Origin of the sequence: Streptococcus sp. F0442, assembly GCF_000314795.2 — a bacterium.
Taxonomy (GTDB): domain Bacteria; phylum Bacillota; class Bacilli; order Lactobacillales; family Streptococcaceae; genus Streptococcus.
Map to the genome: position 1 here is coordinate 125268 of NZ_KB373314.1, position 25872 is coordinate 151139.

General features: G+C 41.9%; 26 protein-coding genes. 23 read left to right on the forward strand and 3 right to left on the reverse strand.

Going from position 1 to position 25872, the window contains the following annotated elements; translation table 11 throughout:
• Window positions 1-181 precede the first annotated feature (181 nt).
• The 4 genes from HMPREF9186_RS00715 (at window position 182) to HMPREF9186_RS00740 (ending at window position 4729) form a co-directional block, all read left to right on the forward strand.
• Window positions 182-802, forward strand: a complete 621-nt coding sequence (locus HMPREF9186_RS00715; RefSeq protein ID WP_009730918.1) for a tetratricopeptide repeat protein — start codon at window positions 182-184, stop codon at window positions 800-802.
• Window positions 803-2265: 1463 nt separating this feature from the next.
• Window positions 2266-2553 (forward strand): hypothetical protein, encoded by a 288-nt coding sequence (locus HMPREF9186_RS00730; RefSeq protein ID WP_009730921.1) that lies wholly within the window; start codon window positions 2266-2268, stop codon window positions 2551-2553.
• A gap of 287 nt (window positions 2554-2840) precedes the next feature.
• Window positions 2841-3809, forward strand: coding sequence for a DUF6287 domain-containing protein (locus HMPREF9186_RS00735; protein ID WP_009730922.1), 969 nt, complete (start codon window positions 2841-2843; stop codon window positions 3807-3809).
• A 107-nt stretch (window positions 3810-3916) separates the two neighbouring features.
• Entirely contained in the window at window positions 3917-4729 is an 813-nt protein-coding gene (locus HMPREF9186_RS00740) for a PrsW family glutamic-type intramembrane protease (protein ID WP_009730923.1), read from the forward strand.
• Window positions 4730-4767: 38 nt separating this feature from the next.
• Here HMPREF9186_RS00740 and mnmE read toward each other — a convergent pair whose 3' ends face one another.
• A complete protein-coding gene (mnmE, locus tag HMPREF9186_RS00745; protein WP_009730924.1) occupies window positions 4768-6141 on the reverse strand; it encodes a tRNA uridine-5-carboxymethylaminomethyl(34) synthesis GTPase MnmE in 1374 nt (457 codons plus the stop codon).
• Window positions 6142-6675: 534 nt separating this feature from the next.
• Window positions 6676-6987, reverse strand: coding sequence for a hypothetical protein (locus HMPREF9186_RS00755; RefSeq protein ID WP_009730926.1), 312 nt, complete (start codon window positions 6985-6987; stop codon window positions 6676-6678).
• Between the two features lie 206 nt (window positions 6988-7193).
• On the opposite strand from HMPREF9186_RS00755, the gene rpiA reads away from it, so the two are divergent.
• The 8 genes from rpiA to HMPREF9186_RS00795 all read left to right on the forward strand — a co-directional run bounded on the left by rpiA (window position 7194) and on the right by HMPREF9186_RS00795 (window position 14526).
• A complete protein-coding gene (rpiA, locus tag HMPREF9186_RS00760; protein ID WP_009730927.1) occupies window positions 7194-7865 on the forward strand; it encodes a ribose-5-phosphate isomerase RpiA in 672 nt (223 codons plus the stop codon).
• Window positions 7866-8113: 248 nt separating this feature from the next.
• Window positions 8114-9325: a phosphopentomutase gene (locus tag HMPREF9186_RS00765; RefSeq protein ID WP_009730928.1), complete on the forward strand. Its 1212-nt coding sequence runs from the start codon at window positions 8114-8116 to the stop codon at window positions 9323-9325.
• 1 nt (window position 9326) lies between these two features.
• Window positions 9327-9869 (forward strand): DUF1697 domain-containing protein, encoded by a 543-nt coding sequence (locus HMPREF9186_RS00770; RefSeq protein WP_009730929.1) that lies wholly within the window; start codon window positions 9327-9329, stop codon window positions 9867-9869.
• 13 nt (window positions 9870-9882) lie between these two features.
• Entirely contained in the window at window positions 9883-10692 is an 810-nt protein-coding gene (locus HMPREF9186_RS00775; protein WP_009730930.1) for a purine-nucleoside phosphorylase, read from the forward strand.
• Window positions 10693-10697: 5 nt separating this feature from the next.
• Window positions 10698-11963 carry a chloride channel protein gene (locus HMPREF9186_RS00780; RefSeq protein ID WP_009730931.1) on the forward strand — a complete coding sequence of 422 codons (1266 nt, stop codon included), beginning with the start codon at window positions 10698-10700 and terminating at the stop codon, window positions 11961-11963.
• 353 nt (window positions 11964-12316) lie between these two features.
• Window positions 12317-13027: a purine-nucleoside phosphorylase gene (gene deoD, locus HMPREF9186_RS00785; protein ID WP_037613998.1), complete on the forward strand. Its 711-nt coding sequence runs from the start codon at window positions 12317-12319 to the stop codon at window positions 13025-13027.
• Window positions 13027-13794 carry a hypothetical protein gene (locus tag HMPREF9186_RS00790; protein WP_009730933.1) on the forward strand — a complete coding sequence of 256 codons (768 nt, stop codon included), beginning with the start codon at window positions 13027-13029 and terminating at the stop codon, window positions 13792-13794. Before deoD ends, HMPREF9186_RS00790 begins: the two co-directional genes overlap by 1 nt.
• Complete coding sequence (locus HMPREF9186_RS00795; RefSeq protein ID WP_009730934.1) at window positions 13795-14526, forward strand: NAD-dependent protein deacylase; 732 nt, start codon at window positions 13795-13797, stop codon at window positions 14524-14526.
• A gap of 37 nt (window positions 14527-14563) precedes the next feature.
• Here HMPREF9186_RS00795 and HMPREF9186_RS00800 read toward each other — a convergent pair whose 3' ends face one another.
• On the reverse strand, window positions 14564-15472 hold the full coding sequence (locus HMPREF9186_RS00800) for a LysR family transcriptional regulator (protein WP_003003594.1): 909 nt from the start codon (window positions 15470-15472) through the stop codon (window positions 14564-14566).
• 243 nt (window positions 15473-15715) lie between these two features.
• On the opposite strand from HMPREF9186_RS00800, the gene HMPREF9186_RS00805 reads away from it, so the two are divergent.
• The 11 genes from HMPREF9186_RS00805 to HMPREF9186_RS00860 all read left to right on the forward strand — a co-directional run bounded on the left by HMPREF9186_RS00805 (window position 15716) and on the right by HMPREF9186_RS00860 (window position 25871).
• A complete protein-coding gene (locus HMPREF9186_RS00805) occupies window positions 15716-17152 on the forward strand; it encodes a DUF6688 domain-containing protein (RefSeq protein WP_009730935.1) in 1437 nt (478 codons plus the stop codon).
• A gap of 184 nt (window positions 17153-17336) precedes the next feature.
• Window positions 17337-18143 carry a dihydroorotate dehydrogenase electron transfer subunit gene (locus HMPREF9186_RS00810; protein ID WP_009730936.1) on the forward strand — a complete coding sequence of 269 codons (807 nt, stop codon included), beginning with the start codon at window positions 17337-17339 and terminating at the stop codon, window positions 18141-18143.
• Window positions 18144-18152: 9 nt separating this feature from the next.
• On the forward strand, window positions 18153-19091 hold the full coding sequence (locus HMPREF9186_RS00815; protein WP_003014776.1) for a dihydroorotate dehydrogenase: 939 nt from the start codon (window positions 18153-18155) through the stop codon (window positions 19089-19091).
• Window positions 19092-19270: 179 nt separating this feature from the next.
• Window positions 19271-19963 carry an orotidine-5'-phosphate decarboxylase gene (gene pyrF, locus HMPREF9186_RS00820; protein WP_003003278.1) on the forward strand — a complete coding sequence of 231 codons (693 nt, stop codon included), beginning with the start codon at window positions 19271-19273 and terminating at the stop codon, window positions 19961-19963.
• Window positions 19964-20350: 387 nt separating this feature from the next.
• Entirely contained in the window at window positions 20351-20983 is a 633-nt protein-coding gene (gene pyrE, locus HMPREF9186_RS00825) for an orotate phosphoribosyltransferase (protein WP_003007111.1), read from the forward strand.
• A gap of 142 nt (window positions 20984-21125) precedes the next feature.
• Window positions 21126-21725: a hypothetical protein gene (locus tag HMPREF9186_RS00830; protein WP_009730937.1), complete on the forward strand. Its 600-nt coding sequence runs from the start codon at window positions 21126-21128 to the stop codon at window positions 21723-21725.
• Window positions 21726-21771: 46 nt separating this feature from the next.
• Complete coding sequence (locus HMPREF9186_RS11280) at window positions 21772-22311, forward strand: hypothetical protein (RefSeq protein WP_009730938.1); 540 nt, start codon at window positions 21772-21774, stop codon at window positions 22309-22311.
• A 24-nt stretch (window positions 22312-22335) separates the two neighbouring features.
• Entirely contained in the window at window positions 22336-22833 is a 498-nt protein-coding gene (locus HMPREF9186_RS00840; protein ID WP_009730939.1) for a hypothetical protein, read from the forward strand.
• A gap of 274 nt (window positions 22834-23107) precedes the next feature.
• Entirely contained in the window at window positions 23108-24631 is a 1524-nt protein-coding gene (locus HMPREF9186_RS00850) for a glycosyltransferase family 39 protein (protein ID WP_009730941.1), read from the forward strand.
• Window positions 24632-24743: 112 nt separating this feature from the next.
• Window positions 24744-25397, forward strand: a complete 654-nt coding sequence (locus HMPREF9186_RS00855) for a uracil-DNA glycosylase (protein ID WP_009730942.1) — start codon at window positions 24744-24746, stop codon at window positions 25395-25397.
• A gap of 9 nt (window positions 25398-25406) precedes the next feature.
• On the forward strand, window positions 25407-25871 hold the full coding sequence (locus HMPREF9186_RS00860) for an NUDIX hydrolase (protein WP_009730943.1): 465 nt from the start codon (window positions 25407-25409) through the stop codon (window positions 25869-25871).
• Window position 25872 lies beyond the last annotated feature (1 nt).

The following is a 25872-nucleotide window of genomic DNA, read 5'->3' on the forward strand; positions in this document are numbered from 1 at the left end:
TATTAAGTTACTCATTGCTCATTTAAAAAGAAACTAAGTAACATTTTGCCCAAATAGTAGTTATTTGAGCTTTTGCTATACTTTAGCCTAGTAGATTAAATTTATAAAGGTAGTGTTGAGCATCTTCTTGTTGAGTGATTTTATTTTATGAAGGTTGTTTATAGTTGAAAGGGGAAAATAGATGGTATCTAAACTTGATACAGCATGGGACTTGTTTCTGGAGGGAAAAACATCAGAAGCTAAAAAGTTGGTTGAACAAGATTTTTCCATTGATACCTGTACAGATTTTAGTCTTTTAAATCTGATGGGATATTTATTGTTAGCAGAAAAAGACTATGCCTCGTGTACCCATATCTTTGAGAAATACATTTTATTAGCTCAACAAAATGAAGATAAAGAACATGAACATATTGGCTTACATCAATTAGCGATGATCTACAGAGATCAGGGTGATTTTCATAAGGCTTTAAAACTCATTGAAGATGAAGAGAAGATAGTTGAAGAGTATTTTCCAAACGATAATCTAAAGAAAGCTGTGAATAACTACGAACAAGGCTATGTGAGATTGAAATTAAACAATCTTGATGAAGCACTTACATTCATGAATCTGTCATTGGAACAATCTTTAGAGACTGATGATGTGATTTCTCAAGCTTGTAGCTATAGAGGGTTAGGTGAAATCTATTTAGCCTTGGAAGATACGGAATTATCCAATAGAAATTTCAAACGAGCTATAGAATTTTTCGAAAGTGTTGGAGAGTTTGAAGGGGTAAAGGAAATTGAGGAATTGATTAATGAATGATTTGACATTTAGATTTTGCTATTAATTTGCCTAAATAAAAAGTTTTAATATGCTATAAATCATGTATTTGATTAAGGGTGATAAGATGAGAGGTTGTGCTAGAGATGAAATTTTTATTTATTTTAATTATTTCTATACCTTATTTCTTTTATTTAAATTGGAAGGATAAGCCTAAACAAAAAAATAAGTCCTTTTGCTATCTTTATAAGTTTTACATGATTTACTTGTGGTTTATTCTCATAATTTCCATAATGGCTATCGGTATTTTTTCCCTTGGAGTACTAGCTGTTAGAGGCGAAATACTTACGTTAGGTTTCTTTGTTTTATCTTTTTTTGGTGTAGTTCTATTTAGTGTCTATATTTTTAGTATTCTAAAAGAGATAAATGACTTAAAGCAAATAAAAGATAAGTAAATATTAACTAAGAGAACTAGCTTAAGTAAAATATAACACGGCTATGATTCATAGCCGTGTTTTTATATGAATGTACAATTGAAAAATTTATCTTTTCCCGAAAAGATGTTGAATGAACTAAAAAACAGCATAAACCGTTGGGGCTGTATGGAATTTTAGCGATAGATTGTCCGCCCTCTAAACTGAAATCAGCTCAGAATGGGTATCTCAGCATGATTTTTTAACATTTTATGCAAAAAATAACTATTCGGTATCAAAATTTCTAGAATTTTACCGAATAGTTAAAAAAAACCAGAATAGAATTTTTTTATCGTATCTAATTTAGAGAGTTTGTTGGGATAGTTACTGAGTTTTTTATTTAACATTCAAACTTTATTATTATATCATAAAAATAATTAGAAAAACAGACTTGTATTATTTTGAAATTTGTATATGATTAAGGTGTAAGAACTATAAAATAGCCTATTAGAAAGGGGAATGAAAGAATTAATCAGGCTATATAAAATTGGTGATTGGTATTTAATGTTGTAAAACAAGAAAGGGTAAGGTAAAAAATGCAATTACATAAAAAAATTTTTATAGTGGCGTTGGTTTTATCTATTTGTATCTCACTTTATTTTCTTATCAATCCGTCTAATATCTTCACCTTTCCGATCCGTGTGCATTCATTTGATGGCACATTTAAATATTACATGTTTGTGAAGATTGGAATTGTATTATTATTTATCAAATTCTTACTGGATATATGCTTAGAGTATATCAAGAATTGGTTTAAAAAGTTTTGATATATCTTCACACAAAAAACTTAGCATGTTTAGGAACTGAACCCCAATAATGGAACAAGAGAAAACCCTCTTATGCGACCAGTTTTCTGTACTCTACAGGAGGTTGGTCATTTATTTTTTATAACATGTTGTATATAAAAATTGAAACAACAGAAAAGATTAAGAGGATTAACAAGATAAAAATAATTATTTTTTTTCATTGTAGTCCTCCTTTATTTTTTGTATGATTATATCAGAATGTTTTTAAAAAATGAAAGGGTTTTCTATGGAAAATGATGTGTTTTTTGATTATTTTTTAAAATCACTTAAGTTTCATTTACGTGATAGGTGTAAGGATATTGGATTTATAGAGTTTTTCAAAGATGAAAATAATTGTTTTATTACTATAGAGGATTATGTTTTGGAATCATTTGTAATATTGTCAAATATTTTGAGTCAGAAGAGGATTGTGTTTTCTTGTGGAATTATTTATAGTAAGGGGGTAGTTATTGGAGTAGAAGTATCTATGAGTGTATTAGAGTTAGAAAGATTAAATAATTTGTACAAGATATAGTTTTGAAGCATATTAAAAAAATAAGGGAAACTGTCTATGTAGGATGTGTGGAGTTGATAGTATCAATGTTACCTTGTTTTAGAGCCGTGTTGTTTCGAATGGTCCCAAAACAAGAAAAACAAAAAATGATGGCCTAGGAGCTCGATACATAGAGCTTCTTTTTCTTTAGAAATTCAAATAATAATTTTACAGACTTTTATGTCATTAATTTATTTTCCCACTCCGCTTTTTCTTTGACTCTCCTTTCTTATTTTTCTAAAATAGTAGGTGTGTGAAGGGAGATTGATATGAAAAAAGGTTTTGTGATTGTGCTTTCTGCTTTGGTCTTGGCTTCGTGTGGTCGTCCTCAGAGGACGGTGACGCCTAAGAGTTCGGAGACTAAGCAGACAAGCACTTCAGAAAAGAAACAGTCTGGTATGGACTTAAAAGCTATTAAGGATAAGGACTACTCGAGTATCAAAGGAACTTGGATCGATGGTCGTGGCAATGAGCTGGTCTTTGATGACAAGGGCTTGGTCAGCGAGGATGTTGAGCTTGATGCATCGAGCTTTAAGCAGAAGGACCAGATCGCAGAGATGACGGTCAGTGCCAAGTCAGGTGTTGGAGGCTATGGTCTCTTGCTCCTTCCAAAAGGTCAGAAAGCTGGCAAAGATGATGCTTCGGATAAGTCCAAGGATCGGATCTGGGCTGGCCAGTCACCGGCTTATGGCGATGATGACAATTTCTACTATCGCAAGAAAGAGCAACCGAAAGATCGGGAACAAGCAGATACAGACGATAGCAGTAGTAGCTCTAAGACTAGTAAGGCCAAGAAGTGGAATACTCGCTCGGATGGTGAGGTTAAGTCTTCGAAGAAGGCTGATGAGAATGATTATGCTGGCTATAGCGATGCTCAGGTCGAGGCTGCGCATGTCTGGGCTTATGTGATTCAATCTGTTCCTAAGGAATTGAATATCAACGAAAGTGCTGCTGGTACCTATATTTACCAAGAAGGGATGGGAGTGACCTATCCGAAGACGGTCCATCATCTCTTTGGTTCATACTCAGCAGAAGGAAATATCACCTACGCATCTAACGGAGATGGGACGGTGACCATCTATCCTGTGCCGAGTCACTGGCATCAGTCTCCAGACGAGCTCAAGAGTGAGGAGTTTATGACGCAATTTACCCAAGGCATATTGGATCATGCGGAGACGGTGACCTTGCCAGACGGGGATCCTGATTTGATTCGTCAAATTCTTGCGGTACTGAAGTAAATTGCTGGATGAGTTTATTGTTTTTTTAAGCTGATCCTGTTACAATGATACTACACGGAAAAGACTGGTCTTCCAGCCTTTTTCATTTCACCATAGAAAGGTCTTTTATGAAACGCAAATCGATTTTGTTTCTCTATTTACTCTTGCTAGCGATTGGGCTGGCCTATGAGACCCAGTCACTGACGGAAGGCTGGATGTCTGGTAGCCAGTACGGGATTGTGGGACTTTCTACCCTGATCCTCCTGGTCTATGCGATTCCTGCTGTCTGGGCCCTCTTTCATTTCGCCAAGAAGTGGAAGTTATCTTGGGTACCGGTGCTCTTTTCTCTACTAGGTGGGGGCTTTGTTGCTGGTTGGTTATCTAGCTTTGCCAATACCTATTTCCATGACATGATTCAAGCTATCGCTCCAAATAGCGAATTTTGGAACCAGTACGAGAGTGCCATCGCTGCGCCACTCTTTGAGGAACCCTTTAAGTTGATTCCCATCTTCTTTGTTCTCTATTTGTTCAGTGTTCGTCGGATTAAGTCGATCTTTCTCTTAGCCATTGCGTCTGGGCTTGGCTTCCAGATCGTGGAGGACTTTGCCTATATCCGTCAGGATCTGCCAGATGGCTTTTCTTACACGGTGTCAGGGATTCTCGGTCGTGTAGCCAATGCGCCCATGTCTCACTGGGTCTACACAGGCCTTGTCATGCTTGGTTTCTACTTGATTGTCCAAGCTAGCAGAGGACGCAAGGATCTAGCTCTAGCAGGCTGGGGCTATTTAGTAGCTGGGTTTGGACTCCATTTTGTTGGAAATTCACCCTTCTCACAAATCGTGACCGAGTTGCCAATTGCGATTCCAGTCTTGAATGCTACTGGTCTCTTCCTGATCTACCAAGCTTATCAAACTGTCGAGCGATTAGAACAAGGAAAATAAACCAAAAATGCGTATGTTTGCACACATACGCATTTTTGTTATTTACCAAGACAGAACTGACTGAAGAGTTGGGTGATGAGCTCATCTGGAGCAGCATCCCCAGTAATTTCTCCGAGAATTTCCCAGGTGCGGGTGAGGTCGACTTGAAGCAAGTCTACCGGCATACCGAGGGCCAAGCCTTCGTTGACCGCTTGCAGGCTTTCAACAGCTTTCTCGATGAGGGAGATGTGACGAGCATTAGAAAGATAAGTCGCATCTTGCTCAACCAGCCCAGCATTTTCGAAGAAGAGGGTATTGATCCGGTCTTCAATTTGATCGATGTTTTGGTTTTTCAGAACGGAAATCTTGATATGATCTTCCGGCAGTTGGTCGATTTCGATCTTTTCTGGGAGATCGACCTTATTGAGGAGAATGATGCGGTTGCTGTCTTGAGAGATTTCAAGGAGTTGGCGATCTTGATCAGTCAGGGGCTCGCTAGCATTGAGGACCAGAAGAACCAGATCAGCTTCCTTGAGGGCTTTTTTCGAACGTTCGACACCAATTTGCTCAACGATGTCTTCGGTTTCCCGGATCCCAGCCGTATCGACCAGTTTGAGGGGAACCCCGTTGATGTTGACGTATTCTTCTATGACGTCACGGGTGGTTCCTTCGATATCGGTCACGATGGCTTTTTCTTCGCGCAGAAGGTTGTTCAGAAGACTAGACTTGCCGACGTTTGGTCGACCGATGATAGCAGTAGAGATCCCTTCACGCAAGATCTTTCCACGGCGAGCTGTCTTGAGGAGATTGGTTAAGAGGGCTTCAAACTCGGTGGTCTTTTCACGAATGATCTCGGTGGTAGCTTCCTCGACATCATCGTACTCAGGGTAGTCGATATTGACTTCGACTTGAGCCAGAGTATTGAGGAGCTCTTGGCGGGTGTTGTTAATCAGATCAGATAGGGAGCCGTCCAACTGTTTGACGGCGATATTCATAGCCTTATCGGTCTTGGCGCGGATAATATCCATGACCGCCTCAGCCTGGGTCAAATCGACCCGACCGTTGAGAAAGGCCCGCTTGGTAAATTCACCAGGTTCGGCCAAACGAGCTCCCTCACGGATGACCAATTGCAGGATTTCATTGGTCACTGCAATCCCACCGTGCGTGTTGATTTCTATGATGTCTTCTCGCGTGAAAGTCTTAGGAGAGCGCATGGCTCCGACCATAACTTCATCGAGAATCTCATTCTTATCCGGATCCACGATGTGACCGTAATTGAGGGTATGGCTAGCCACTTTGCTTAAATCTTTTCCTTTGAAGATCTTTTGCGCAATGGCAAAGCTGTCTGTCCCGCTTAAGCGGACGATCCCGATCGCCCCCTCACCGAGAGGAGTCGAGATGGCAGCGATGGTATCAAATTCTTTAGTAATCATGTCAATTCTCTTTTCCTGTAGATTCATCTCTATTCTATCGTAAAGTCAGCAGACGGGCAAGGTTTTAAAACTTTTTGAAAAGTAAACTTTTATATATAAGAAAATATTAAAATAAGATGATTGAAGAAAAGTCATTTAAAAAACTTTCCTTATGTGAGTGCGGACGTCAGCGAACTTCTTTGAAGTTCCATGACTAATTATTGAGCCTAAAGTCTCAATAATTCCGTGTGCCTAGAATTTAATTGATCTAGGCACTTAACTCACGGCGGAAAGTTTTATAAATCACTTGAAAAATTTTATTAGAAGAATTTGTTGCTATTTGGAAAGAAATTCCTGCTAAACATTATGAATTGCTTATTTTATTTACTAATCATAGCAAGATTAAATAATAAATTTTCAGTTGTTGAATCATCAGAATAATCATTTGATTCCTGGTATTGCCCGAATTTTGATATTGTTTGCCATCCATCAGCTTTTAAATATGTACTGGTAGAATTGAAAACTTCATCTGCTAATGAATTAAATTTATCCTTTTTAAAATAAACCAATGAGGCAGTTATAACCATCCCAAGCTCTAAAAACAACATCTTTATCCGGTTTTGAATCAGCATGGATAACATCGTAAATTGAATCATTAAAATTTTGAATTGCATTTTCATCACTGATAGCGCTATTTAAATCAATGCTAACAATATAAATGTCATTTTCTGAATCATATTTAAAGTCAGTGAAATCTGTAGTTGAGATATAATCCTCAAATGATTTTGGCTCGGATGTATTATTTGTACAAGCAAATAAAAATAATAGTGCAGAAAATATTGTAAGAATGTAAATCATTTTCTTCATAGTTCTCACCTGTTTATTAATAGTTATTAATTTAATTAAGTATAACAGATTTTAAAAAATATAACAACATAATATTTTCTATCGTAAAGTCCGCAGACGGGCAAGGTTTTGCTTTTAGAACTAAAAGTTGGAAAGGTTTTCAATTAATTAGTGAAATCTCTTACAGAATATGCTATACTGTAAGAGAATATAAAAGGAGGTCTATGATGGTAAACCTAAAAGAACAGGTAGGAATTAAAGCGGCTGAGTTTGTCACAGACGGCATGATTGTCGGTCTCGGTACAGGGTCAACTGCTTATTATTTTGTGGCTGAATTGGGTCGTCGCATCAAAGAAGAAGGCTTGAAGATCACAGCAGTTACGACCTCGAGTGTGACCTATGATCAGGCTGAAAGTTTAGGCATCCCGCTCAAGGCCATCGACGATGTCGAAGTGGTCGATGTGACAGTAGATGGCGCAGATGAAGTGGATCCTCAATTAAACGGGATCAAAGGTGGCGGCGGAGCTCTCCTCATGGAAAAGATCGTCGCAACCAATTCTAAAGACTGCATTTGGATTGTGGATGAATCCAAACAAGTCGCAACCCTTGGGGCTTTCAAACTTCCAGTGGAAGTAGTGCAATACGGGGCTGAAAATCTTTTCCGTCACTTTGAGCAAAAAGGCTACCATCCTGTTTTTCGTCTCGCGGATGATCAACGGTTTGTCACCGACCAAGGCAACTTCATCCTTGACTTGGATCTCAAGGTGATCGAGGATGCAGAAGCTCTAGCCAATGAACTGGATCACACCGTCGGCGTCGTAGAGCATGGTTTATTCTTGAACATGATTTCAAAAGTGATTGTAGGGACACCAGATGGCCCTGTCATCATAGAAAAATAGAGAGTGGGACAGAAATCGGTAATTCGTTAGAATTCGATTTCGTCGTCCCACCTCCGCACAGTTGAGTAGGGCTGTAAAAGCTGATGAAATCAGCGTAGTAGAGCCCACTCAACCACTGCGTCTTGCTCGACAATCCAAAAATAATTGAGAGGCTAGGACTTTTGTCCCAGCCTCGGATCAAACAACGGCTCTCTTCTTATAGGGATATGGTATAATATAGCTAGTTTAATAAAGGAAAGAGGCAGTATATGTCAAAATTTAAACGCATGCACTTAGTTGTGCTGGATTCAGTTGGGATCGGTGCTGCACCAGATGCCAATAACTTTGTCAATGCAGGAGTTCCAGATGGCGCATCTGATACATTGGGCCACATCTCTAAAACCGTCGGTTTGAATGTACCAAACATGGCAAAAATTGGTCTTGGAAATATTCCTCGTGAAGTACCATTGAAGACGGTGCCAGCTGAAAGCAACCCAACTGGTTATGCGACAAAATTGCAAGAAGTCTCTCTTGGGAAAGACACCATGACTGGTCACTGGGAAATCATGGGGCTCAACATTACAGAACCGTTTGATACTTTCTGGAATGGTTTCCCTGAAGAAATTATTACAAAGATTGAAGAATTCTCAGGACGTAAGGTCATTCGTGAAGCCAACAAGCCTTATTCTGGTACAGCGGTGATCGATGACTTTGGACCACGTCAAATGGAAACTGGTGAGTTGATCATTTATACATCAGCAGACCCTGTGCTTCAAATTGCGGCTCACGAAGACATCATTCCTTTGGATGAACTCTACCGTATCTGTGAATACGCTCGTTCCATCACTTTGGAACGTCCAGCTCTTCTAGGCCGTATCATTGCCCGTCCTTATGTTGGGGAACCAGGCAACTTTACACGGACAGCCAACCGTCGTGACTTGGCTGTTTCACCATTTGCGCCAACTGTTTTGGACAAGTTGAACGAAGCAGGTATTGATACCTATGCAGTTGGTAAGATCAACGATATCTTCAACGGAGCTGGTATCAACCACGATATGGGTCACAACAAATCAAATAGCCATGGTATGGATACCTTGATTAAGACCATGGGACTTCCTGAGTTCCAAGAAGGGTTCTCATTTACCAACTTGGTAGACTTTGATGCTCTTTACGGTCACCGTCGCAATGCTCACGGCTACCGCGATTGCTTGCACGAATTTGATGAACGCTTGCCAGAAATCATTGCAGCTATGCGTGAAGATGACCTCTTGATGATCACTGCAGACCACGGGAATGACCCAACCTATGCTGGTACAGACCATACTCGTGAATACATCCCATTCTTGGCTTATAGCCCATCCTTCAAGGGCAATGGTGTGATTCCAGTCGGACATTTCTCTGATATCTCTTCAACGATTGCAGAGAACTTTGGTGTTGAAAAAGCCATGATCGGTGAAAGCTTCTTAGATAAATTGGTTTAAGATGATGCGCTTTGCTCTCCTCGTAAGAGGAATCAATGTTGGCGGCAAAAACAAAGTGGTCATGGCTCAACTTCGTCAAGAATTGACGGAGCTGGGATTGGAACAAGTGGAAACCTACATCAACAGTGGCAATATCTTCTTTACGACAGGTCTTTCTCGATCTCAATTAGTAGAGTGCCTGTCGACCTTCTTTAAGAATCACTATCCCTTCATTCAGTGCTTTTCTCTCCTGAGTCGAGAAGACTATGAAGCAGAATGTGCAAACCTACCGCAATGGTGGACAGAAGAGATGGCTCGCAAGGATGTGCTCTTTTACACCGAGGGCGTGGATAGGGAATCCGTAGAAGAGAAGTTGCTTGCTTTGAAGCTAGGAGATGAAGTGCTTCACTTTGGCAAAACAGCGGTTTTCTGGGGGAAATTCTTAGAAGCAAGCTACGCTAAAACCGCCTACCACAAACATCTGATGAAGATGCCTTTCTATCGTCAGATCACTATTCGCAACGCTAACACCTTTGACAAAATTGGTAGATTACTTAAGAAATAAAAGGAGAAACACAATGACATTATTAGCAAAAATCAATGAAACAGCAGCATTTTTGAAGGGGAAAGGAATCGAAGCTCCTGAGTTCGGTTTGATCCTTGGTTCAGGTCTTGGAGAATTGGCTGAAGAAATCGAAAATGCAGTCGTAGTAGACTACTCTGACATTCCAAACTGGGGTCGTTCGACAGTTGTCGGCCATGCTGGTAAATTGGTTTATGGTGATCTTGCTGGACGTAAAGTCTTAGCTCTTCAAGGTCGTTTCCACTTCTACGAAGGAAACCCATTGGAAGTGGTGACTTTCCCAGTTCGTGTCATGAAAGTTTTGGGATGTGAGGGAGTGCTTGTAACCAACGCTGCTGGAGGTATCGGATATGGACCAGGTACCTTGATGGCTATTACTGACCACATCAATATGACTGGTCAAAACCCATTGATCGGTGAAAACTTGGATGACTTTGGTCCACGTTTCCCTGATATGTCGAAAGCTTACACTCCAGAATACCGTGAGACTGCTCATGAAGTAGCAGACAAATTGGGCATTAAACTGGATGATGGGGTTTATATCGGTGTGACAGGTCCAACTTATGAAACACCAGCTGAAATCCGTGCGTATAAGACTCTTGGTGCAGATGCTGTCGGTATGTCAACTGTTCCTGAAGTCATCATTGCGGCTCACTCTGGTTTGAAAGTTCTTGGTATTTCATGTATTACCAACTTTGCGGCTGGTTTCCAAGAAGAGCTCAACCACGAAGAAGTAGTGGAAGTGACTGAGCGCATCAAAGGAGACTTCAAAGGATTGCTGAAAGCGATTATTGCTGAATTGTAAAAAAGATGGAAAGAATTGTGAGAACCATCCAAGCAATTCCCTATAAACTGAGAATGGTCCTAGCAGCTTGTCTGCTAGGGCTTGTTTCGGGTTTTGCAGGTATTATTCTTCATGATCTTCTGGAATTTGTTGAAGGGCTGGTATTTGGTCACTCCGAGCATGAGTCTAGTTTTTTGACGGATGGAGTTTCCCCTTATCGGATAGGAATCAGTATACTAATTGTAGGTCTTACTTCAGCCTTAGTCTGGTATTTTTTGCAACGAAAGGGGAAGCTTCTCTCCATAAAGGGGCAGATGAAGGAGGAAGATTCCCGTCTCGCCCTTCATTTTTGGAGACAATTGCTCCATTCTAGCTGGCAAATTGTGGCTGTTGGAGGAGGAGCACCGATCGGCAAGGAAGGAGCGCCCCGAGAGATCGGGGCCTTGTTGGCAGGTCGTCTTGCGAAAGTTTTTGGCCTGCCGCTGGCAGATCGTATTTTTTTGATCGCTTGTGGGGCGGGAGCAGGATTGGCTGCGGTTTACCAAGTCCCATTAACGAGTGTGTTTTTTATTTTTGAAACCTTAGGCATTGCATTTTCACTTAAACGCTTTTTCTTGGCAGGGATTTCCACTTATGTGGCTGCTTATATGGCAGGTTGGGTGATTTCAGATCATGCACTCTACAAGCTGCCGGTTACGACTTGGTCACTACAGGTGTTGTGGTTGATGCCAATCTTAGTCTTGGTCTTAACGCCCCTAGCCTATGGATTTGCGCGATTGACTAAGCAAGCTACTGCTCATCGGATTAAAGACAAGCGTATTCTCCTGACTCTTCCACTTGCATTTCTTTTCTTAGCTGGCCTAGCTCAGAAACTCCCCCACCTTCTTGGAAATGGACGAATGGTAGCTCAGGAGGTCATTAATGGAATTTCATGGAAGACGGCATTCCTCTTGTTTGTACTAAAGGCACTTGTCGTTTTGCTTACTCTCTGGGCGGGAGCTTATGGCGGGACTTTGACGCCTTCCTTTGCCTTGGGAATGGCAGGAGCGGCACTTTTCACTCTAGCTTTTGGACTTGAAAGTCCATCTACCATCTTACTTATTGGCGCTGTCTGCTTTTTGACCGTGACCTTAAAGGCTCCCTTTTCTGCAACAGGTCTGGTGATTGGATTTACAGGTCAAGGATTAGATGCTTTGCCTTACCTTTTACTAACAGCCTTTTTAACTGTTGGTTTGACCCAAAGAATGGATTGTCTATTTGGTCGAAAATTAAAGGAGTCTCCAGGTAGATAAGATTCAGGAGCTTTTATGGAGGGGATTTACCCTACAAGCTAGATGAATCCTATCTTCTTATGGTATAATTTAAGTAAACAATAAAGGAAACAGGATCATTTTTTTGGGGGGAATACCTTCCACTTTTGATGGCTGGCCTATATTATGAATAAAGAAAACTGGAGTTTGTGTTTTTTCTGATACGAGCGAACAGGTATTCTAAACAAATAAAAAAAGAAAGGATGGGTTAACCGTATTCGCTGAACTGAATACGGGCGGAGAACTGTGTAAAAAAGATAAACTGTCTAGCATCTGCGATGCGTCGTCAGTTTCCTATTTTTACTTTGTTCTCTGTCGCCCTTTATATCTTAATTATGTCTATCCATATTGCTGCTAAGCAAGGTGAAATTGCTGATAAAATTCTCCTTCCTGGAGATCCTCTTCGTGCGAAATTTATCGCTGAGAATTTCCTTGAGGATGCTGTATGTTTTAACGAAGTCCGTAACATGTTTGGTTACACAGGTACTTACAAGGGTCATCGTGTATCTGTCATGGGCACTGGGATGGGGATGCCATCCATCTCCATCTATGCGCGTGAGTTGATCGTGGACTACGGTGTGAAGAAATTGATCCGTGTGGGTACAGCTGGTTCTTTGAATGGCGATGTCCACGTCCGTGAATTGGTCTTGGCGCAAGCTGCCGCAACCAACTCAAACATCATCCGTAACGACTGGCCTCAATACGATTTCCCACAAATCGCTAGCTTTGATTTGCTAGATAAAGCCTACCACATTGCCAAAGACCTCGGCATGACCACTCACGTTGGTAATGTCTTGTCTTCTGATGTCTTCTATTCAAACTACTTTGAAAAGAACATCGAGCTTGGTAAATGGGGTGTGAAAGCTGTAGAAATGGAAGCGGCGGCTCTTTACTATCTTGCTGCCCAACACCATGTCGATGCGCTGGCTATCATGACGATTTCAGACAGTTTGGTTAATCCAGATGAGGATACAACCGCTGAAGAACGCCAAAATACTTTTACAGACATGATGAAAGTTGGTCTTGAGACCTTGATTGCAGACTAATGACAGAATACCTTCATGATGAGTGGCTTTACGATCTCCAAAATTATCACTATAGCCGGGCTCTGCGCTCTATCAAGCAGGAGGAAGAAGTACCGGATTTGTTGGTGAACTTACTGCAGTTGATGGCGGAGCGTCGAGAGCTCAATATCCAACCCGTCATGAATCAAAAGTTGAGAACCGAGTTGCTAGAAGCGACTGGTTTTCAGCTTTTTTGGCATGAAGAACCAGAAGATGAGCAGTTGGCCAATTACCTCTATGATCTCGAAGCGAAGTTGCGAAATGAGCAGATTATTGACTTTGTTCGTGCCGTTAGTCCAGCCATCTATAGGATCTTTATGCGATTGATTCAGTTGAAAATTCCTGATATTACCAACTATATTCATAACTCCAAAGAATCCAGTTATGACCGTTGGAAGTTTGAGAGCCTGCATGCGTCCGACAATCCTATCCTGCAGCAATTCCACAGCGAAAGTGTGGTCAATTCCTCCAGTTTGACGGAGTTGATTGTGCAGTTGGACTTGCCAGATAGCGTCAAAGTTGCGGCCCAACAATTGCGGGAGTTAGAAAAATCAGTTCGCAATCCCCTGGCCCACTTGATCAAGCCCTTTGATGAGGAAGAGCTTCATCGGACGACTGGTTTCTCTTCTCAAGATTTTATGAAGAATTTGATTGACCTTGCAAGCTACACTGGCATTCATTATGATCAAGTTAACTTTTATTTTGATCAGGCCAATGCTGTGATGGAAGAGCTACTAAAGGAGAAGTAGATGGATAAGTTTGCTCAACTACAGGAGATGATTGATCAGAGTCAACGGATCGTTTTTTTCGGTGGGGCAGGAGTTTCCACGGAGTCAAATATTCCTGATTTTCGAAGCTCAGACGGTGTCTATAGCGTTCAGGTAGGACGGCATTTGACAGCCGAGCAATTGGTCTCCCATACCATGTTTGCGCGTTATCCAGAGGAATTTTTCGACTTCTATAAGAAATACTTGCTCTATCCAGATGCCAAGCCCAATGCAGCCCATCGCTATCTGGCTTGGCTGGAAGAGACCGGTAAGCTCATGGCAGTGGTGACACAAAATATCGATAGTCTCCATGAGATGGCAGGCTCTAAAAAAGTCTTGAAGCTCCATGGCAGTGCCGACCGCAATTACTGTACGGGTTGCCAGCGATTTTATGATTTGGAAGCCTTTCTAGTTTTGGAAGGACCGGTTCCACACTGTCTGGACTGTGGCAAGGTGGTCAAGCCGGATGTGACCCTCTACGAAGAACCCCTTGATATGGACGTCTTTAGTCAAGCTGCCCAAGCCATCCAAGAGGCTGATTTGCTGATTATCGGCGGTACCTCTCTCGTGGTCTACCCAGCAGCCAGCTTGATCCAGTATTTCCAAGGGAAGAAGCTGGTTGTCATCAATAAAACCAGTATCCCGCAAGACAAGCAAGCAGACCTGGTTATTGAAGGGAAAATTGGCCAAGTATTTTCACAATTAAGACAATAAAAAATATCTGAGTGAACATGGATCACTCAGATATTTTTTATTTATCAAACTTCACTTCCTCAAGCAAGTATTCGATGAATTTCTCTCCCATTTTTGAGAGGGCTGTTTTTTCATGTTTAATGTAGACCAGCTCGATCGGGTCTTCGATATCAAGGGGGATGGAGACGATGTTATTTCCGTTGAGATTGCTGTTGAGGATCCCGGTCGCAATGGTGTAGCCATCCAGACCAATCAAGAGATTAAAGAGGGTCGCCCGGTCACTGACGACGATGGATTTCTTATGATGCTCTTGAGAGAGGATCTCTTCTGAGAAGTAGAAGGAATTGTGGGTCCCTTGGTCATAGCTAAGGTATGGGAAATCTTCCAGATCAGACAAGTGGACGATCTCTTTCTTGGCAAGAGGATTGGTCTTGCTGACAAAGATATGAGGTTGCGCTGTAAAGAGGTGGGTGGCAATCAGGTGATTATCATCCAGCATCTTAGAGAGGACATCCCGGTTGTAGCTATTCAAAAAGAGAACTCCAACTTCGCTTCGGAAATTCTTGACGTCATCGATGATCTCCCAAGTCCGCGTCTCCCGTAGGAAGAGCTCGTATTTTTCCATGTCGCTTTTCTTCAATAGTGAAACGAAGGCCTCAACCACGAAGGCGTAGTGCTGTGAAGAGACGCTGAAAAGCTCACGAGAACCCACAGGATTTTTATAACGCTCGGACAAGAGGTCAATCTGCTCCACCACCTGGCGGGCATAAGAGAGGAACTCCATCCCATCGCGGGTCAAAGTGATCCCTTTAGGATTCCGAATAAAGATTTCAATCCCCATCTCATTTTCCAAGTCCTTGACGGCATTGGAAAGGCTAGGTTGCGTGATGAAGAGTTGTTTAGCGGCCTCATTCATAGAGCCGGTTTCGACGATTTTGATAATGTATTGTAATTGTTGTATTCTCATGCTTTTATTTTAACATAAAAAAGCGCGTTTTTCCCGTAAAATGTGGTCTTTCAAGCACTGTATCAGAGTATAATGCAGGCTGAGGGAGGTAATAGGAAGTAGGCTAGATCAAATAGTTAAAAAATAGAAAATTGGGAACAAAATCTCCATCTGGGGACTGATTTTGATGGGAAAATACAGTTTTGCCTTGCTTAAGATAATATCTGATTGATAGAATGGTAAAAAATTGATTGAGGAGATCTTATGAAAAAACTAGTTTCCTGGTATAAGAAAAAGGATAAGGAATTGGAAACCCATTTCACAGCAGGTCTGTTGCAGATCAATTTTGTGACCAATGCACTGATTCTATTGGTCTTTTACATCTATTTGGTCATTAGTCAGTCGATCTATGCTCTATCGGATCCATTCATCCAATTTAGTGTTTGGGAGATCATTTCATTTACGATGAAGCTCTTGCCCTACGGTCTAACCGTAGCCCTCTTTGTTCCCAATATTTTTGTCATTATCTATGGGATTGGGCGGTGGTCCAGCATCCAGTTCAAAGAAGCAGAGGAAGAAGCTCCCAAAGATCCGGATTTGTTTGAAGAGAGAGGGCCAAAGGAAGGAGAAGAGACAAGTGAAGATGACGCATTCCTTATGAAAGAAAGGAAAGAATCACCTAGTCCTAAGCCTACCAAAAAGAAAAAGCAACAGCCTACCATTGTTCTTTGGTTTGGTCTCTTTGGTTGCTTTCTTGAAGCGATTTTCATTTACATCGTAAAGGAGATGACTTTTTACGAATGGAATGAGCCCTTGATCAATTCTCAGAAACATGCCCTGATCTGGTCTGGCGCCTATCCGACCTTCTTCACACTGGCAGCTCTTACTTTACTAGCCTTGATAATTTATTCCTACAGAGATGCGAATTCACTCTCGCCGTTAGCAAATATCTTCTGCATCAGTGGCATTCTAGGAGGAGTGGTTCTTCTCTTAGTTTTTGATAATCAACTGCAGGTAGCAAGTTTTCACACCTTTTTCTTATTGATCTATTCCTTCCATCTCTTGTGGGTTCGTATCAAGGAGTGGCAGCAAGATCGAACAGAGATAAGCTATGAGAATCGTCTGCTTCAATTCTTCCATAAGCTCTTAAATAAATCACGTAACTGGCCATGGCTAGCAGTCCTTGTCGCTTTACCAACCCTTGCTCTCGTCGTCCTCATTCTCATGCTCTTTGGGCAACAACCAGATTCCATGATCAAGGCCTGGACCAATACAGCAGACTGGGCCTTCTCGCAAAAGATCCCTCCTCAGAATCTCATCATTGATGAGCATTATCTCTGTACGGTTGCAGCTGGTGGCCATGAAAAGGTGGTCAAGCCCCAGCGGATGGGCGTCCGCCACGGACATCCAGTTGTTGTCAATCGCCAGCTTTGTATTGCCAATGCCTTTGAGCAGGTGCTAGAAGAAAAGACGCCACGATTCCATCGCTTCTTGCGTCGTAATTATGACCGCTATGGCTATCCCTTTGCCAAACATATCAAGGAGAAATGGGCCATGGACCTGATCTACTACCTGATGAAACCGTTGGAATGGCTCTTTTTACTGGTTCTTTATCTAGTCGATCGCAAGCCTGAAAATCGAATCGCCATGCAATACATTAAACCGATCCCAGAAGATTTTGACCCCCGTAAAGCTTCCTGAGTTACTGATTTTACTTGACAAGCGAGAAGGAGCGCGATATAATGAGACAAATTTAACCTTTAAGAGGTCCAGAGAGGCCTGCAAGGAAAGACAGAAAAAAGATCAGCAGACTGTGTCTAGCTGATCATTTGTAGGGCCTTGCTTTTGCGAGGTCTTTTTTGCTGGAAGAAAGAAGAGGAAATCAATGGTCAGTGACAGTTGTAAAAAACGCTTTGGCAAAATCATGATGGAAGAGATGGAGCTGGTTGCTCAAGAGGAAATCGCTCCCCGCATCTATTCTATGATCTTAAAGGGGGAAATGGTCGCGCAGATGCTACCGGGGCAGTTTCTCCATATTCGTGTACCGGATGACTCCAAGCTCCTCCGTCGTCCTATTTCCATCTCAGAGATTGATCCAGACAGCCAGACCTGTCGCCTCATCTATCGGGTAGAAGGGGGAGGGACAGCCATCTTTTCTCACTTGCCTGTCGGTAGCTTCCTCAGTGTCATGGGCCCTCAAGGAAATGGCTTTGATCTCACCAATCTCGGCCAAGGTCAGAAAGCCTTAATCATCGGTGGCGGTATCGGTGTTCCTCCTTTGGTCCAAGTGGCCAAACAACTCCATGAGCAAGGGGTGGAAGTTGAAGTGGTTGTCGGCTTTGCGACCAAAGAAGCTGTCATTTTGGAAGAAGAGCTTTCTCAGGTGGCTCATGTCACTGTAACGACAGACGATGGGACTTATGGCACTAAGGGCTATGTCTCTACGGTCATTGATCAGATGGACCAGGAGTTTGACGCTATCTATTCTTGTGGGGCACCTGGCATGCTCAAATATGTCAATACCAAATTCCATGATCATCCCCGCGCCTACATTTCTATGGAATCGCGTATGGCTTGTGGGATGGGTGCTTGCTACGCCTGTGTAGTGCATCTGGAAAATGAAAGCCAAGCAGCTAATAAGCGCGTGTGTGAAGACGGACCGGTCTTTGAAACCGGTACGATTATGATGTAGGAGGACCTTATGACAGCAAATCGACTAGCCGTATCCTTACCCGGTTTAGACTTGAAAAACCCCATCATCCCGGCATCTGGTTGTTTTGGTTTCGGTCAGGAATATGCCAAATACTATGACTTAGACCTGCTTGGATCCATCATGATCAAGGCAACAACTGCTGAGGCTCGTTTTGGTAATCCAACGCCACGTGTCGCTGAGACGCCTGCCGGCATGCTCAATGCCATTGGGCTCCAAAATCCAGGGGTAGACGTGGTCCTGGCGGAAAAACTTCCTTGGTTGGCCCAACATTATCCAGACCTACCGATTATTGCCAATGTGGCTGGCTTCTCCAATGAAGAGTATGCAACGGTATCTAGGAAGATCTCGCAAGCACCAAATGTCAAGGCCATTGAGCTCAATATCTCTTGTCCAAACGTAGACCATGGGAACAACGGCCTCTTAATCGGGCAGGTTCCTGAGTTGGCCTATGCGGCTGTGAAAGCAGCGGTAGAAGCGTCCTCCGTCCCTGTTTATGTCAAGTTAACGCCTAGTGTAGCAGACATCACGCAGGTCGCAAAAGCAGCAGAGGATGCAGGGGCGACTGGTTTGACCATGATCAATACCTTGGTCGGCATGCGCTTTGACCTCAGGACTGGTAAGCCCATCATTGCCAATGGAACCGGAGGCATGTCGGGGCCAGCCGTTTTCCCAGTCGCTTTGAAACTCATCCGCCAGGTGGCCCAATCTACGAAACTTCCGATTATCGGAATGGGAGGTGTCGATTCAGCTGAAGCAGCCATTGAAATGATGATTGCAGGGGCTTCTGCGATTGGAGTTGGAACCGCTAATTTCACCGATCCTTATGCATGTCCAACCATCATCGAAGATCTGCCACAGGTCATGGATCGCTATGGTATTGACACACTTGAGAACTTCCGAAAACATGTACGGGAAAATCTACTGTAAATCCTTGACTTTTCCCAAATATCGTACTACAATAAATAAAAACCTTTAAAGTAGTCCAGAGAGGCTCCTAAGGTCTAGACGGTGAATCATGGTAGTTGTTCCTACCTAATTTTCGTGTAACCTTGCCTCGGGCAAGGTTTTTTTGTAGACAAAAAGATCAATAAAAAAAGGAGTAATCCATGCGTGAAGAACGTCCTATTATCGCCCTTGACTTCCCAGCTTTCGAGGATGTCAAACACTTTTTAGAGCATTTTCCAGAAGACGAAAAATTATTTGTAAAAATCGGAATGGAATTTTTCTATGCAGTTGGTCCTGAAATTGTACATTACCTCAAAGGGCTTGGACACAGCATTTTCCTTGATTTAAAATTGCATGATATCCCAAATACAGTCAAATCAGCCATGTCCGTACTGGGGACCTTCGGAGTAGATATGGTGACAGTTCACGCAGCCGGTGGTGTAGAGATGATGCGCGAAGCCAAGGCAGCTCTTGGTGAAGGAGCTAAATTGGTAGCCGTGACCCAGTTGACTTCTACCAGTGAAGAAGACATGCGTGATTGCCAAAACATCCAAACAACAGTCCAAGAATCTGTAGTTAATTATGCTCGCAAGGCCCAAGAAGCAGGCTTGGACGGGGTTGTCTGCTCAGCCCATGAAGTAGCTTTGATCAAGGATGCCACTTCATCAGACTTTGTCTGTGTCACACCAGGGATTCGTCCTGCTGGAGCTGAAATCGGCGACCAAAAACGGGTCATGACCCCACAAGAGGCTCATAAAATTGGATCTGACTATATTGTCGTTGGACGCCCAATTATCCAAGCAGAAAACCCATGGGATGCTTACCATGAAATTAAGAGACAGTGGAATGCGTAAGAGCTACTAAAAGTGGAACTTTTGTAGCTCTACGGGAAGTCCTATAGGACCTTCCCTAACGCATTCACTAGATTTAGAGGATAAAAATAATCGTTTTATCCTCTAAATCGTCGGAATACCAATCGCTACTAAAAGTGGAATTTTTGTCGCTCTACGAGAAGTCCTATGGGACCTTTCCTAAACTATTCACTAGATTATCTTAGAGAAAAAATCGTTTCTCTTAGATAATCGTAGGAATCCCTAATCGCTACTAAAAGTGGAACTTTTGTCGCTCTACGAGAAGTCCTATGGGACCTTCCCTAAAGCGTTCACTAACCTGTAATGTTGTTGTTTAAATCAAAAAATGATTTAATTCGTATATGATTAAAATCGTAAAAAGGAGTCGTCATGTCATTAGCTAAAGATATTGCCAGTCATCTTCTAAAAATTGAAGCCGTTTATTTGAAACCAGAAGAACCTTTTACTTGGGCTTCTGGGATCAAGTCCCCTATTTATACGGATAACCGCGTGACCCTTGCTTATCCAGAAACTCGTACCTTGATTGAGAATGGATTCGTGGATAAAATCAAGGAAGCTTTCCCTGAAGTAGAAGTGATTGCAGGGACAGCAACTGCGGGGATTCCTCATGGAGCGATTATTGCGGACAAGATGAACCTTCCTTTTGCCTACATCCGTAGCAAACCAAAAGATCATGGTGCTGGAAACCAAATCGAAGGCCGTGTACCGCAAGGTCAAAAGATGGTGGTGGTTGAAGATTTGATTTCTACTGGTGGATCTGTCTTGGATGCTGTCGCAGCTGCGAAACGTGAAGGAGCAGACGTCCTTGGTGTAGTAGCGATCTTTACTTACCAATTAGAAAAAGCTGATAAGAAATTTGCGGAAGCTGGTGTTCAACTCGAAACCTTGTCAAACTACACAGAATTGATTCATTTGGCTGAAGAACAAGGTTATATCACCTCTGAAGGCTTGGATCTGTTACGTCGTTTTAAGGAAAACCAAGAAACTTGGCAAGACAAATAATATAACTGAAGCGTTTCTAACGCTTCTTTTTTATACTCTTTTCACTAGTTGGTGGTTAACTTGAAACCCAAAGTAAAATCCGGTATGATAGTAGTAATTGTTTTTATTAAAGGAAGATAAAAACTAATTTAAGGGAGAAAAAATGACAAAAGAACATTATTTGCAATTGAAGAAGCAGGTTCGCATCTGGTTTACTGTCAATATCATCATTGGATTGATTGCGATTGCAGGAGGGATTTTAGTAATCATTAGTAAATCACGTCATATTCCATTTTTACTTATGACATTGGGGGCAGTGGGAATCATGAACCGAGTCTTGATTGTACCTGCTTTTAATGCAAAAAAAGAAGTTGAGGAGCAGCATCCAGAGTGGAAGGTATTATCCACTAAAGATTCTAAAATACCTGTGGAAGATCTGCAGAAAGGGTTTTTGGTATCCTTTACAGCTCTTCTGATTGTCATTATTGGTTTTTTCATGTTCTATCGTCCTCTTCCGAAAGTAGATGCAGGAACTGATATGATCAAAACCTATCGAGAGATTCAGTCTGTTCCGGAAAGTCCAACAGATAAAGAGTCTAGCACGGTCTCTAATTTAACACCACAGGATGTTCAAACCTTACAAGAATTGAAGGAAGAGATCGAATCCAATGCCCCATCAGATTCAAACTCATTAGATATCAACAAAGCAAAAGACCTTGCTGAAAAGGCACAGCAACAGAATTGGTTGAAAAGAGGAGAGTAAGGATTCCTCTTCTTTACTTACTTGACAGATTTATAGGAGATTTTAATTGATAAAGTTAAATTCATTAGTATATTTAGTTTCTTTGGATGCAAGGGATTACTATCTAGATACGAGGTCGAACGATATATATGTTCAAACTGCTATTCCTTCAAAAGCAGTTGACTTTACTAGTTTTGTTCCCATGGCGAGCCTCTTTTTATTAAATTTAAACTCGTATCTACATCCAAATAGTAGTAGCTTAAGTCGAATCATTTATATTCTTTTAGCCTTAATTTTGATGATTCTTCTTTTTGAAATGTTGTTAAATCAAAAAAAGACGGAAGACTTTAAAGAATTTGATATCAATACATTAGTTTTCAAAGAGTTATTTATTGGTCATCTAAAAACAAATATTGGTGTGAAACTTCTTTTAGGATTGTCAATGGTTCCTGTTACTGTTACTGTGCTGACAAACTATTTGAATACAGGAAATTATTCTTCCTATGGGATTGGATTGATTACTTTTGGTGGATTCTATTTGGCTATTATTCACTGTCGATTATTGAAACAATTTTTATTATTGAGAAAGATCACGCGCAAAAAATAAATCGGAAAATAAGTAGGTTTTTCAATGCTCAAAAAAGGAACATGTTTTACTATCAGTTTGAATGGGAAAAGGCCTCTATGGGGATTCTTTTTGTTGGTAACAGATCAAGGGGAAGAATTCATCATCAAACGAAATAGTAAGATCCCTTTTGACAGATACCGAAAAGTGTATCAGACTACCTATTCATTTAAAGATAAAGTCTTTACAAAGAAAGCTCCAAACAATCTTTCGACCGTCATTGGTGTCCCGCTAGGTTTGTTATTAGCAAGAACATTAAGAAAGATCCTTCCCATGGACCTTTTATTCGGAAAACCGAATCTTGATTTGAATGTTAGAGAAGGAGTGGTGAACGTTCTTCTATTTCTTCTTGCTGTCATCGTCACTTTATGGTTGGTCTCTGTTGCCAGAGATATACAGTTGAAACGGTTTGTTGAAAAAAATGGAGCAGAACTCGCATTAGTTGGTCAGATAAAACCAGTAGAGTATCTTCAAAAAACGTCAAATGGAACCGAGGTGTGGTGAATGCGAAAAATGCGAAAACGTCAATTGTTTGCCCTTATTTGTTTAAGTACTCTCGTCCTATTTTTAGCGTATTTTGTTCAAATGCGCTTGTTTTTGGCCTTGATTTTATGTTTAATTGTGATCTTATTTTTTAGAGGACTCGAATTCACAGAGTCTCGGGAAATAGAGTTTGATTTCAAGGAAGATCGTAAATAACAAAGATAATTCCTCAACCTAAAAGATTTCGTATCAGTCCAAAACAGCAGAAATGCTGTTTTTTTGATATAATGGACCTATGTTATCGAAAAGTAAACGTATTCTATTTGGGATGCTTCATGTTGTCATGTTGCTAGTGATGGTCCACTGGTTCTTGATCAGTGTGACCTATCTGAGAGAGATTTCATGGTTAGCCATTTTAGGTGCTGGATTGCTATTTCTGCTAGCCTGGTTGAAACGCGGTGGGGTAAAAAGAGCCATTGCTTGGTTGACCCGTCATAAAACAGGCTTCTTGCTTGGCGCGATCATCTGTCAGTTAATCTTTATGATTTGTGCGGAGCTTTTGATCCGTCGGGATGCTGCAGTTGTTTTCAAAGGGGCATTTGATCTTCTTAAACAATCTTCCATCACCAACTACCTCAGTCGCAATCCTAATAACATTCCGCTCTTTCTCTATGAAAAGTTTTTCTATGTTTTCTTCGGTTCTAGCGGCTTGTGGGTTATGCAGGCTCTCAATATACTCTATGTCAATCTGGGTGCCGTCCTCTTGTACAAACTGTCCCAGAAGCATTTCAATCAGAAAACGGCTGATCTAGTTTATCTCTTTTATGTCAGCTTGATCTGTTACTCACCTTATTTCTATTCCATGTATACGGATATTCCTCCGCTTCCTTTGATCGCTCTTCAATTGTGGTGGGCCTTGGATCTCTTGAAGGAAGACCAAGCAGGGATCTCCTGGAAGAAGATGTTTGCTTTAGGAATTTTATCTGGCGTGACCATGTTGATCCGTCCAACGACGATTATTATCATGATTGCCTTTTGGGCTGTCCTCTTCTTTAGAGGAAACTGGAAGGCCTTTGGCAAGATTGCTACGGTGACCGTGATGATGACGGGCTTTGTCTTTGCAGGATTGAATACAGCGGTCAATCATCAAACAGTTGTACCAATCTTGAAACAAGAAGGTTTGGCTAAAGGACCACTCTTGTTTATCAATCTGGGCTTGACAGATATGGGGCATAACCAAGAAGATATGAAAGAAGGCTTGCTAGCTTATATTGATAAGGACAAGCGCTCAGACTATAACAATGGTCTCTTTAAGAAAGAAAATGTTATCAAAGAAATCAAGCGCCGTCTCAAGGAGTATGGTACTTGGGGTTTGCTGGGGCATATCTACTACAAGCAGTCTTTGACGGTAGCAGAAGGGACCCTTGGTTGGCTGTACCGAGATGTAGAGTATGAGAAGACACCTTATATTAATCCTCTCTTTGCGCCACTGACTAAAAACAATGGTCTGGCCAAATGGGTGCGAACCTATTTCCTTAGCACGGATCGCCCACAGTACAAGTATTATGAATTTGTGAAACAGTTGATCTGGATCGTCCTATCAGCTGGCTTGGTTGGGGCTTATCTCAAACGTCGAGATACAGATGCCTTTAACTTCCTTTCCTTAGCGGTCTTTGGCGGCTTGCTCTTCTTAACCATCTTTGAAGGTGGGAAGACCCGTTACCTCATCCAATTCTTGCCGCAAATTTTGCTAGTGGCTTCGATCGGTCTAGCAGGATTTACCAAGAAAGAAAATACACAAAAACTCTCGCTTGTTTAACAGGCAGAACCAGAGGTTGGATAAAATAGTCCAGCCTCTTTTTTATCCAGTGGATCTGTGTCAAATGTGGTATAATGAAAGGTAAGAATTTATTGGATAGCGGAGAGTTTCCATGCAACATTCCCCTTGGCATGAAGCCATCAAATCCCATCTTCCAGAAGGGTATTTTCACCAGATCAATGACTTTATGAATGAGGTCTATAGCAAAGGAGTGGTCTATCCACCGCGTGACAAGGTCTTTAAGGCCTTGCAGACGACTGAGATGGATCAGGTCAAGGTCTTGATTTTAGGCCAAGATCCCTACCACGGACCGGACCAAGCGCAAGGCTTAAGTTTTTCTGTGCCGGATCATGTCCCAGCCCCCCCTTCTTTGCAAAATATTCTCAAAGAATTGCGCTCAGATATTGGAGAGAAGCGGTCGCATGATCTGACCTCTTGGGCAGAGCAAGGGGTACTATTGCTCAATGCCTGCTTGACGGTTCCTGCTGGTCAGGCCAATGGCCATGCGGGACAAATTTGGGAGCCGTTCACAGATGCTGTGATCAAGGTGGTCAATGAGTTGGAGGAGCCAGTTGTCTTTATCCTCTGGGGATCTTATGCCCGTAAGAAAAAGCCTCTGATTACCCACGATCGACATTTGGTCCTTGAATCAGCTCACCCAAGTCCCTTATCGGCCTACCGAGGATTCTTTGGTACCCAACCCTTTTCAAAAACCAATCAATTTTTGACAGAGGCGGGACGCGAGCCAATTGATTGGTTAAGATAGGAGAAAGAAATGCCACAATTAGCAACGATTTGTTATATCGACAATGGGAAAGAATTTCTCATGTTGCATCGCAATAAAAAGCCCAATGATGTCCATGAAGGTAAATGGATCGGGGTTGGTGGAAAATTAGAACGCGGGGAAACCCCACAGGAGTGTGCGGCGCGTGAGATTTTTGAGGAGACAGGACTTAGAGCCAAGCCAGTCTTGAAAGGGATCATTACCTTTCCAGAGTTTACTCCGGACTTGGACTGGTACACTTATGTCTTTAAGGTAACGGACTTTGAGGGAGAACTGATCGAGTGTAACGAAGGAACCTTGGAGTGGGTACCTTATGATCAAGTCCTCTTAAAACCTACCTGGGAGGGGGACCACACCTTTGTCGAGTGGTTGTTAGAGGATAAACCCTTCTTTTCAGCAATGTTTCGCTATGATGGGGATCGCTTGCTAGAGTCCCATGTCGATTTTTATGAATAAA

What these genes read in the sequence shown, in the direction of transcription:
- HMPREF9186_RS00800 (WP_003003594.1), bottom strand. Translation starts at nt 15,472, where the DNA reads ATGAGAATACAACAATTACAATACATTATCAAAATCGTCGAAACCGGC.
- HMPREF9186_RS00810 (WP_009730936.1), top strand. Translation starts at nt 17,337, where the DNA reads ATGGTCAGTGACAGTTGTAAAAAACGCTTTGGCAAAATCATGATGGAA.
- HMPREF9186_RS00840 (WP_009730939.1), top strand. Translation starts at nt 22,336, where the DNA reads ATGCTCAAAAAAGGAACATGTTTTACTATCAGTTTGAATGGGAAAAGG.
- mnmE (WP_009730924.1), bottom strand. Translation starts at nt 6,141, where the DNA reads ATGATTACTAAAGAATTTGATACCATCGCTGCCATCTCGACTCCTCTC.
- pyrE (WP_003007111.1), top strand. Translation starts at nt 20,351, where the DNA reads ATGTCATTAGCTAAAGATATTGCCAGTCATCTTCTAAAAATTGAAGCC.
- HMPREF9186_RS00735 (WP_009730922.1), top strand. Translation starts at nt 2,841, where the DNA reads ATGAAAAAAGGTTTTGTGATTGTGCTTTCTGCTTTGGTCTTGGCTTCG.
- HMPREF9186_RS00830 (WP_009730937.1), top strand. Translation starts at nt 21,126, where the DNA reads ATGACAAAAGAACATTATTTGCAATTGAAGAAGCAGGTTCGCATCTGG.
- HMPREF9186_RS00765 (WP_009730928.1), top strand. Translation starts at nt 8,114, where the DNA reads ATGTCAAAATTTAAACGCATGCACTTAGTTGTGCTGGATTCAGTTGGG.
- HMPREF9186_RS00775 (WP_009730930.1), top strand. Translation starts at nt 9,883, where the DNA reads ATGACATTATTAGCAAAAATCAATGAAACAGCAGCATTTTTGAAGGGG.
- HMPREF9186_RS00815 (WP_003014776.1), top strand. Translation starts at nt 18,153, where the DNA reads ATGACAGCAAATCGACTAGCCGTATCCTTACCCGGTTTAGACTTGAAA.
- HMPREF9186_RS00740 (WP_009730923.1), top strand. Translation starts at nt 3,917, where the DNA reads ATGAAACGCAAATCGATTTTGTTTCTCTATTTACTCTTGCTAGCGATT.
- HMPREF9186_RS00855 (WP_009730942.1), top strand. Translation starts at nt 24,744, where the DNA reads ATGCAACATTCCCCTTGGCATGAAGCCATCAAATCCCATCTTCCAGAA.
- deoD (WP_037613998.1), top strand. Translation starts at nt 12,317, where the DNA reads ATGTCTATCCATATTGCTGCTAAGCAAGGTGAAATTGCTGATAAAATT.
- HMPREF9186_RS00730 (WP_009730921.1), top strand. Translation starts at nt 2,266, where the DNA reads ATGGAAAATGATGTGTTTTTTGATTATTTTTTAAAATCACTTAAGTTT.
- HMPREF9186_RS00795 (WP_009730934.1), top strand. Translation starts at nt 13,795, where the DNA reads ATGGATAAGTTTGCTCAACTACAGGAGATGATTGATCAGAGTCAACGG.
- pyrF (WP_003003278.1), top strand. Translation starts at nt 19,271, where the DNA reads ATGCGTGAAGAACGTCCTATTATCGCCCTTGACTTCCCAGCTTTCGAG.
- HMPREF9186_RS00860 (WP_009730943.1), top strand. Translation starts at nt 25,407, where the DNA reads ATGCCACAATTAGCAACGATTTGTTATATCGACAATGGGAAAGAATTT.
- HMPREF9186_RS00790 (WP_009730933.1), top strand. Translation starts at nt 13,027, where the DNA reads ATGACAGAATACCTTCATGATGAGTGGCTTTACGATCTCCAAAATTAT.
- HMPREF9186_RS00755 (WP_009730926.1), bottom strand. Translation starts at nt 6,987, where the DNA reads ATGAAGAAAATGATTTACATTCTTACAATATTTTCTGCACTATTATTT.
- rpiA (WP_009730927.1), top strand. Translation starts at nt 7,194, where the DNA reads ATGGTAAACCTAAAAGAACAGGTAGGAATTAAAGCGGCTGAGTTTGTC.
- HMPREF9186_RS00715 (WP_009730918.1), top strand. Translation starts at nt 182, where the DNA reads ATGGTATCTAAACTTGATACAGCATGGGACTTGTTTCTGGAGGGAAAA.
- HMPREF9186_RS00805 (WP_009730935.1), top strand. Translation starts at nt 15,716, where the DNA reads ATGAAAAAACTAGTTTCCTGGTATAAGAAAAAGGATAAGGAATTGGAA.
- HMPREF9186_RS00850 (WP_009730941.1), top strand. Translation starts at nt 23,108, where the DNA reads ATGTTATCGAAAAGTAAACGTATTCTATTTGGGATGCTTCATGTTGTC.
- HMPREF9186_RS00780 (WP_009730931.1), top strand. Translation starts at nt 10,698, where the DNA reads ATGGAAAGAATTGTGAGAACCATCCAAGCAATTCCCTATAAACTGAGA.
- HMPREF9186_RS00770 (WP_009730929.1), top strand. Translation starts at nt 9,327, where the DNA reads ATGATGCGCTTTGCTCTCCTCGTAAGAGGAATCAATGTTGGCGGCAAA.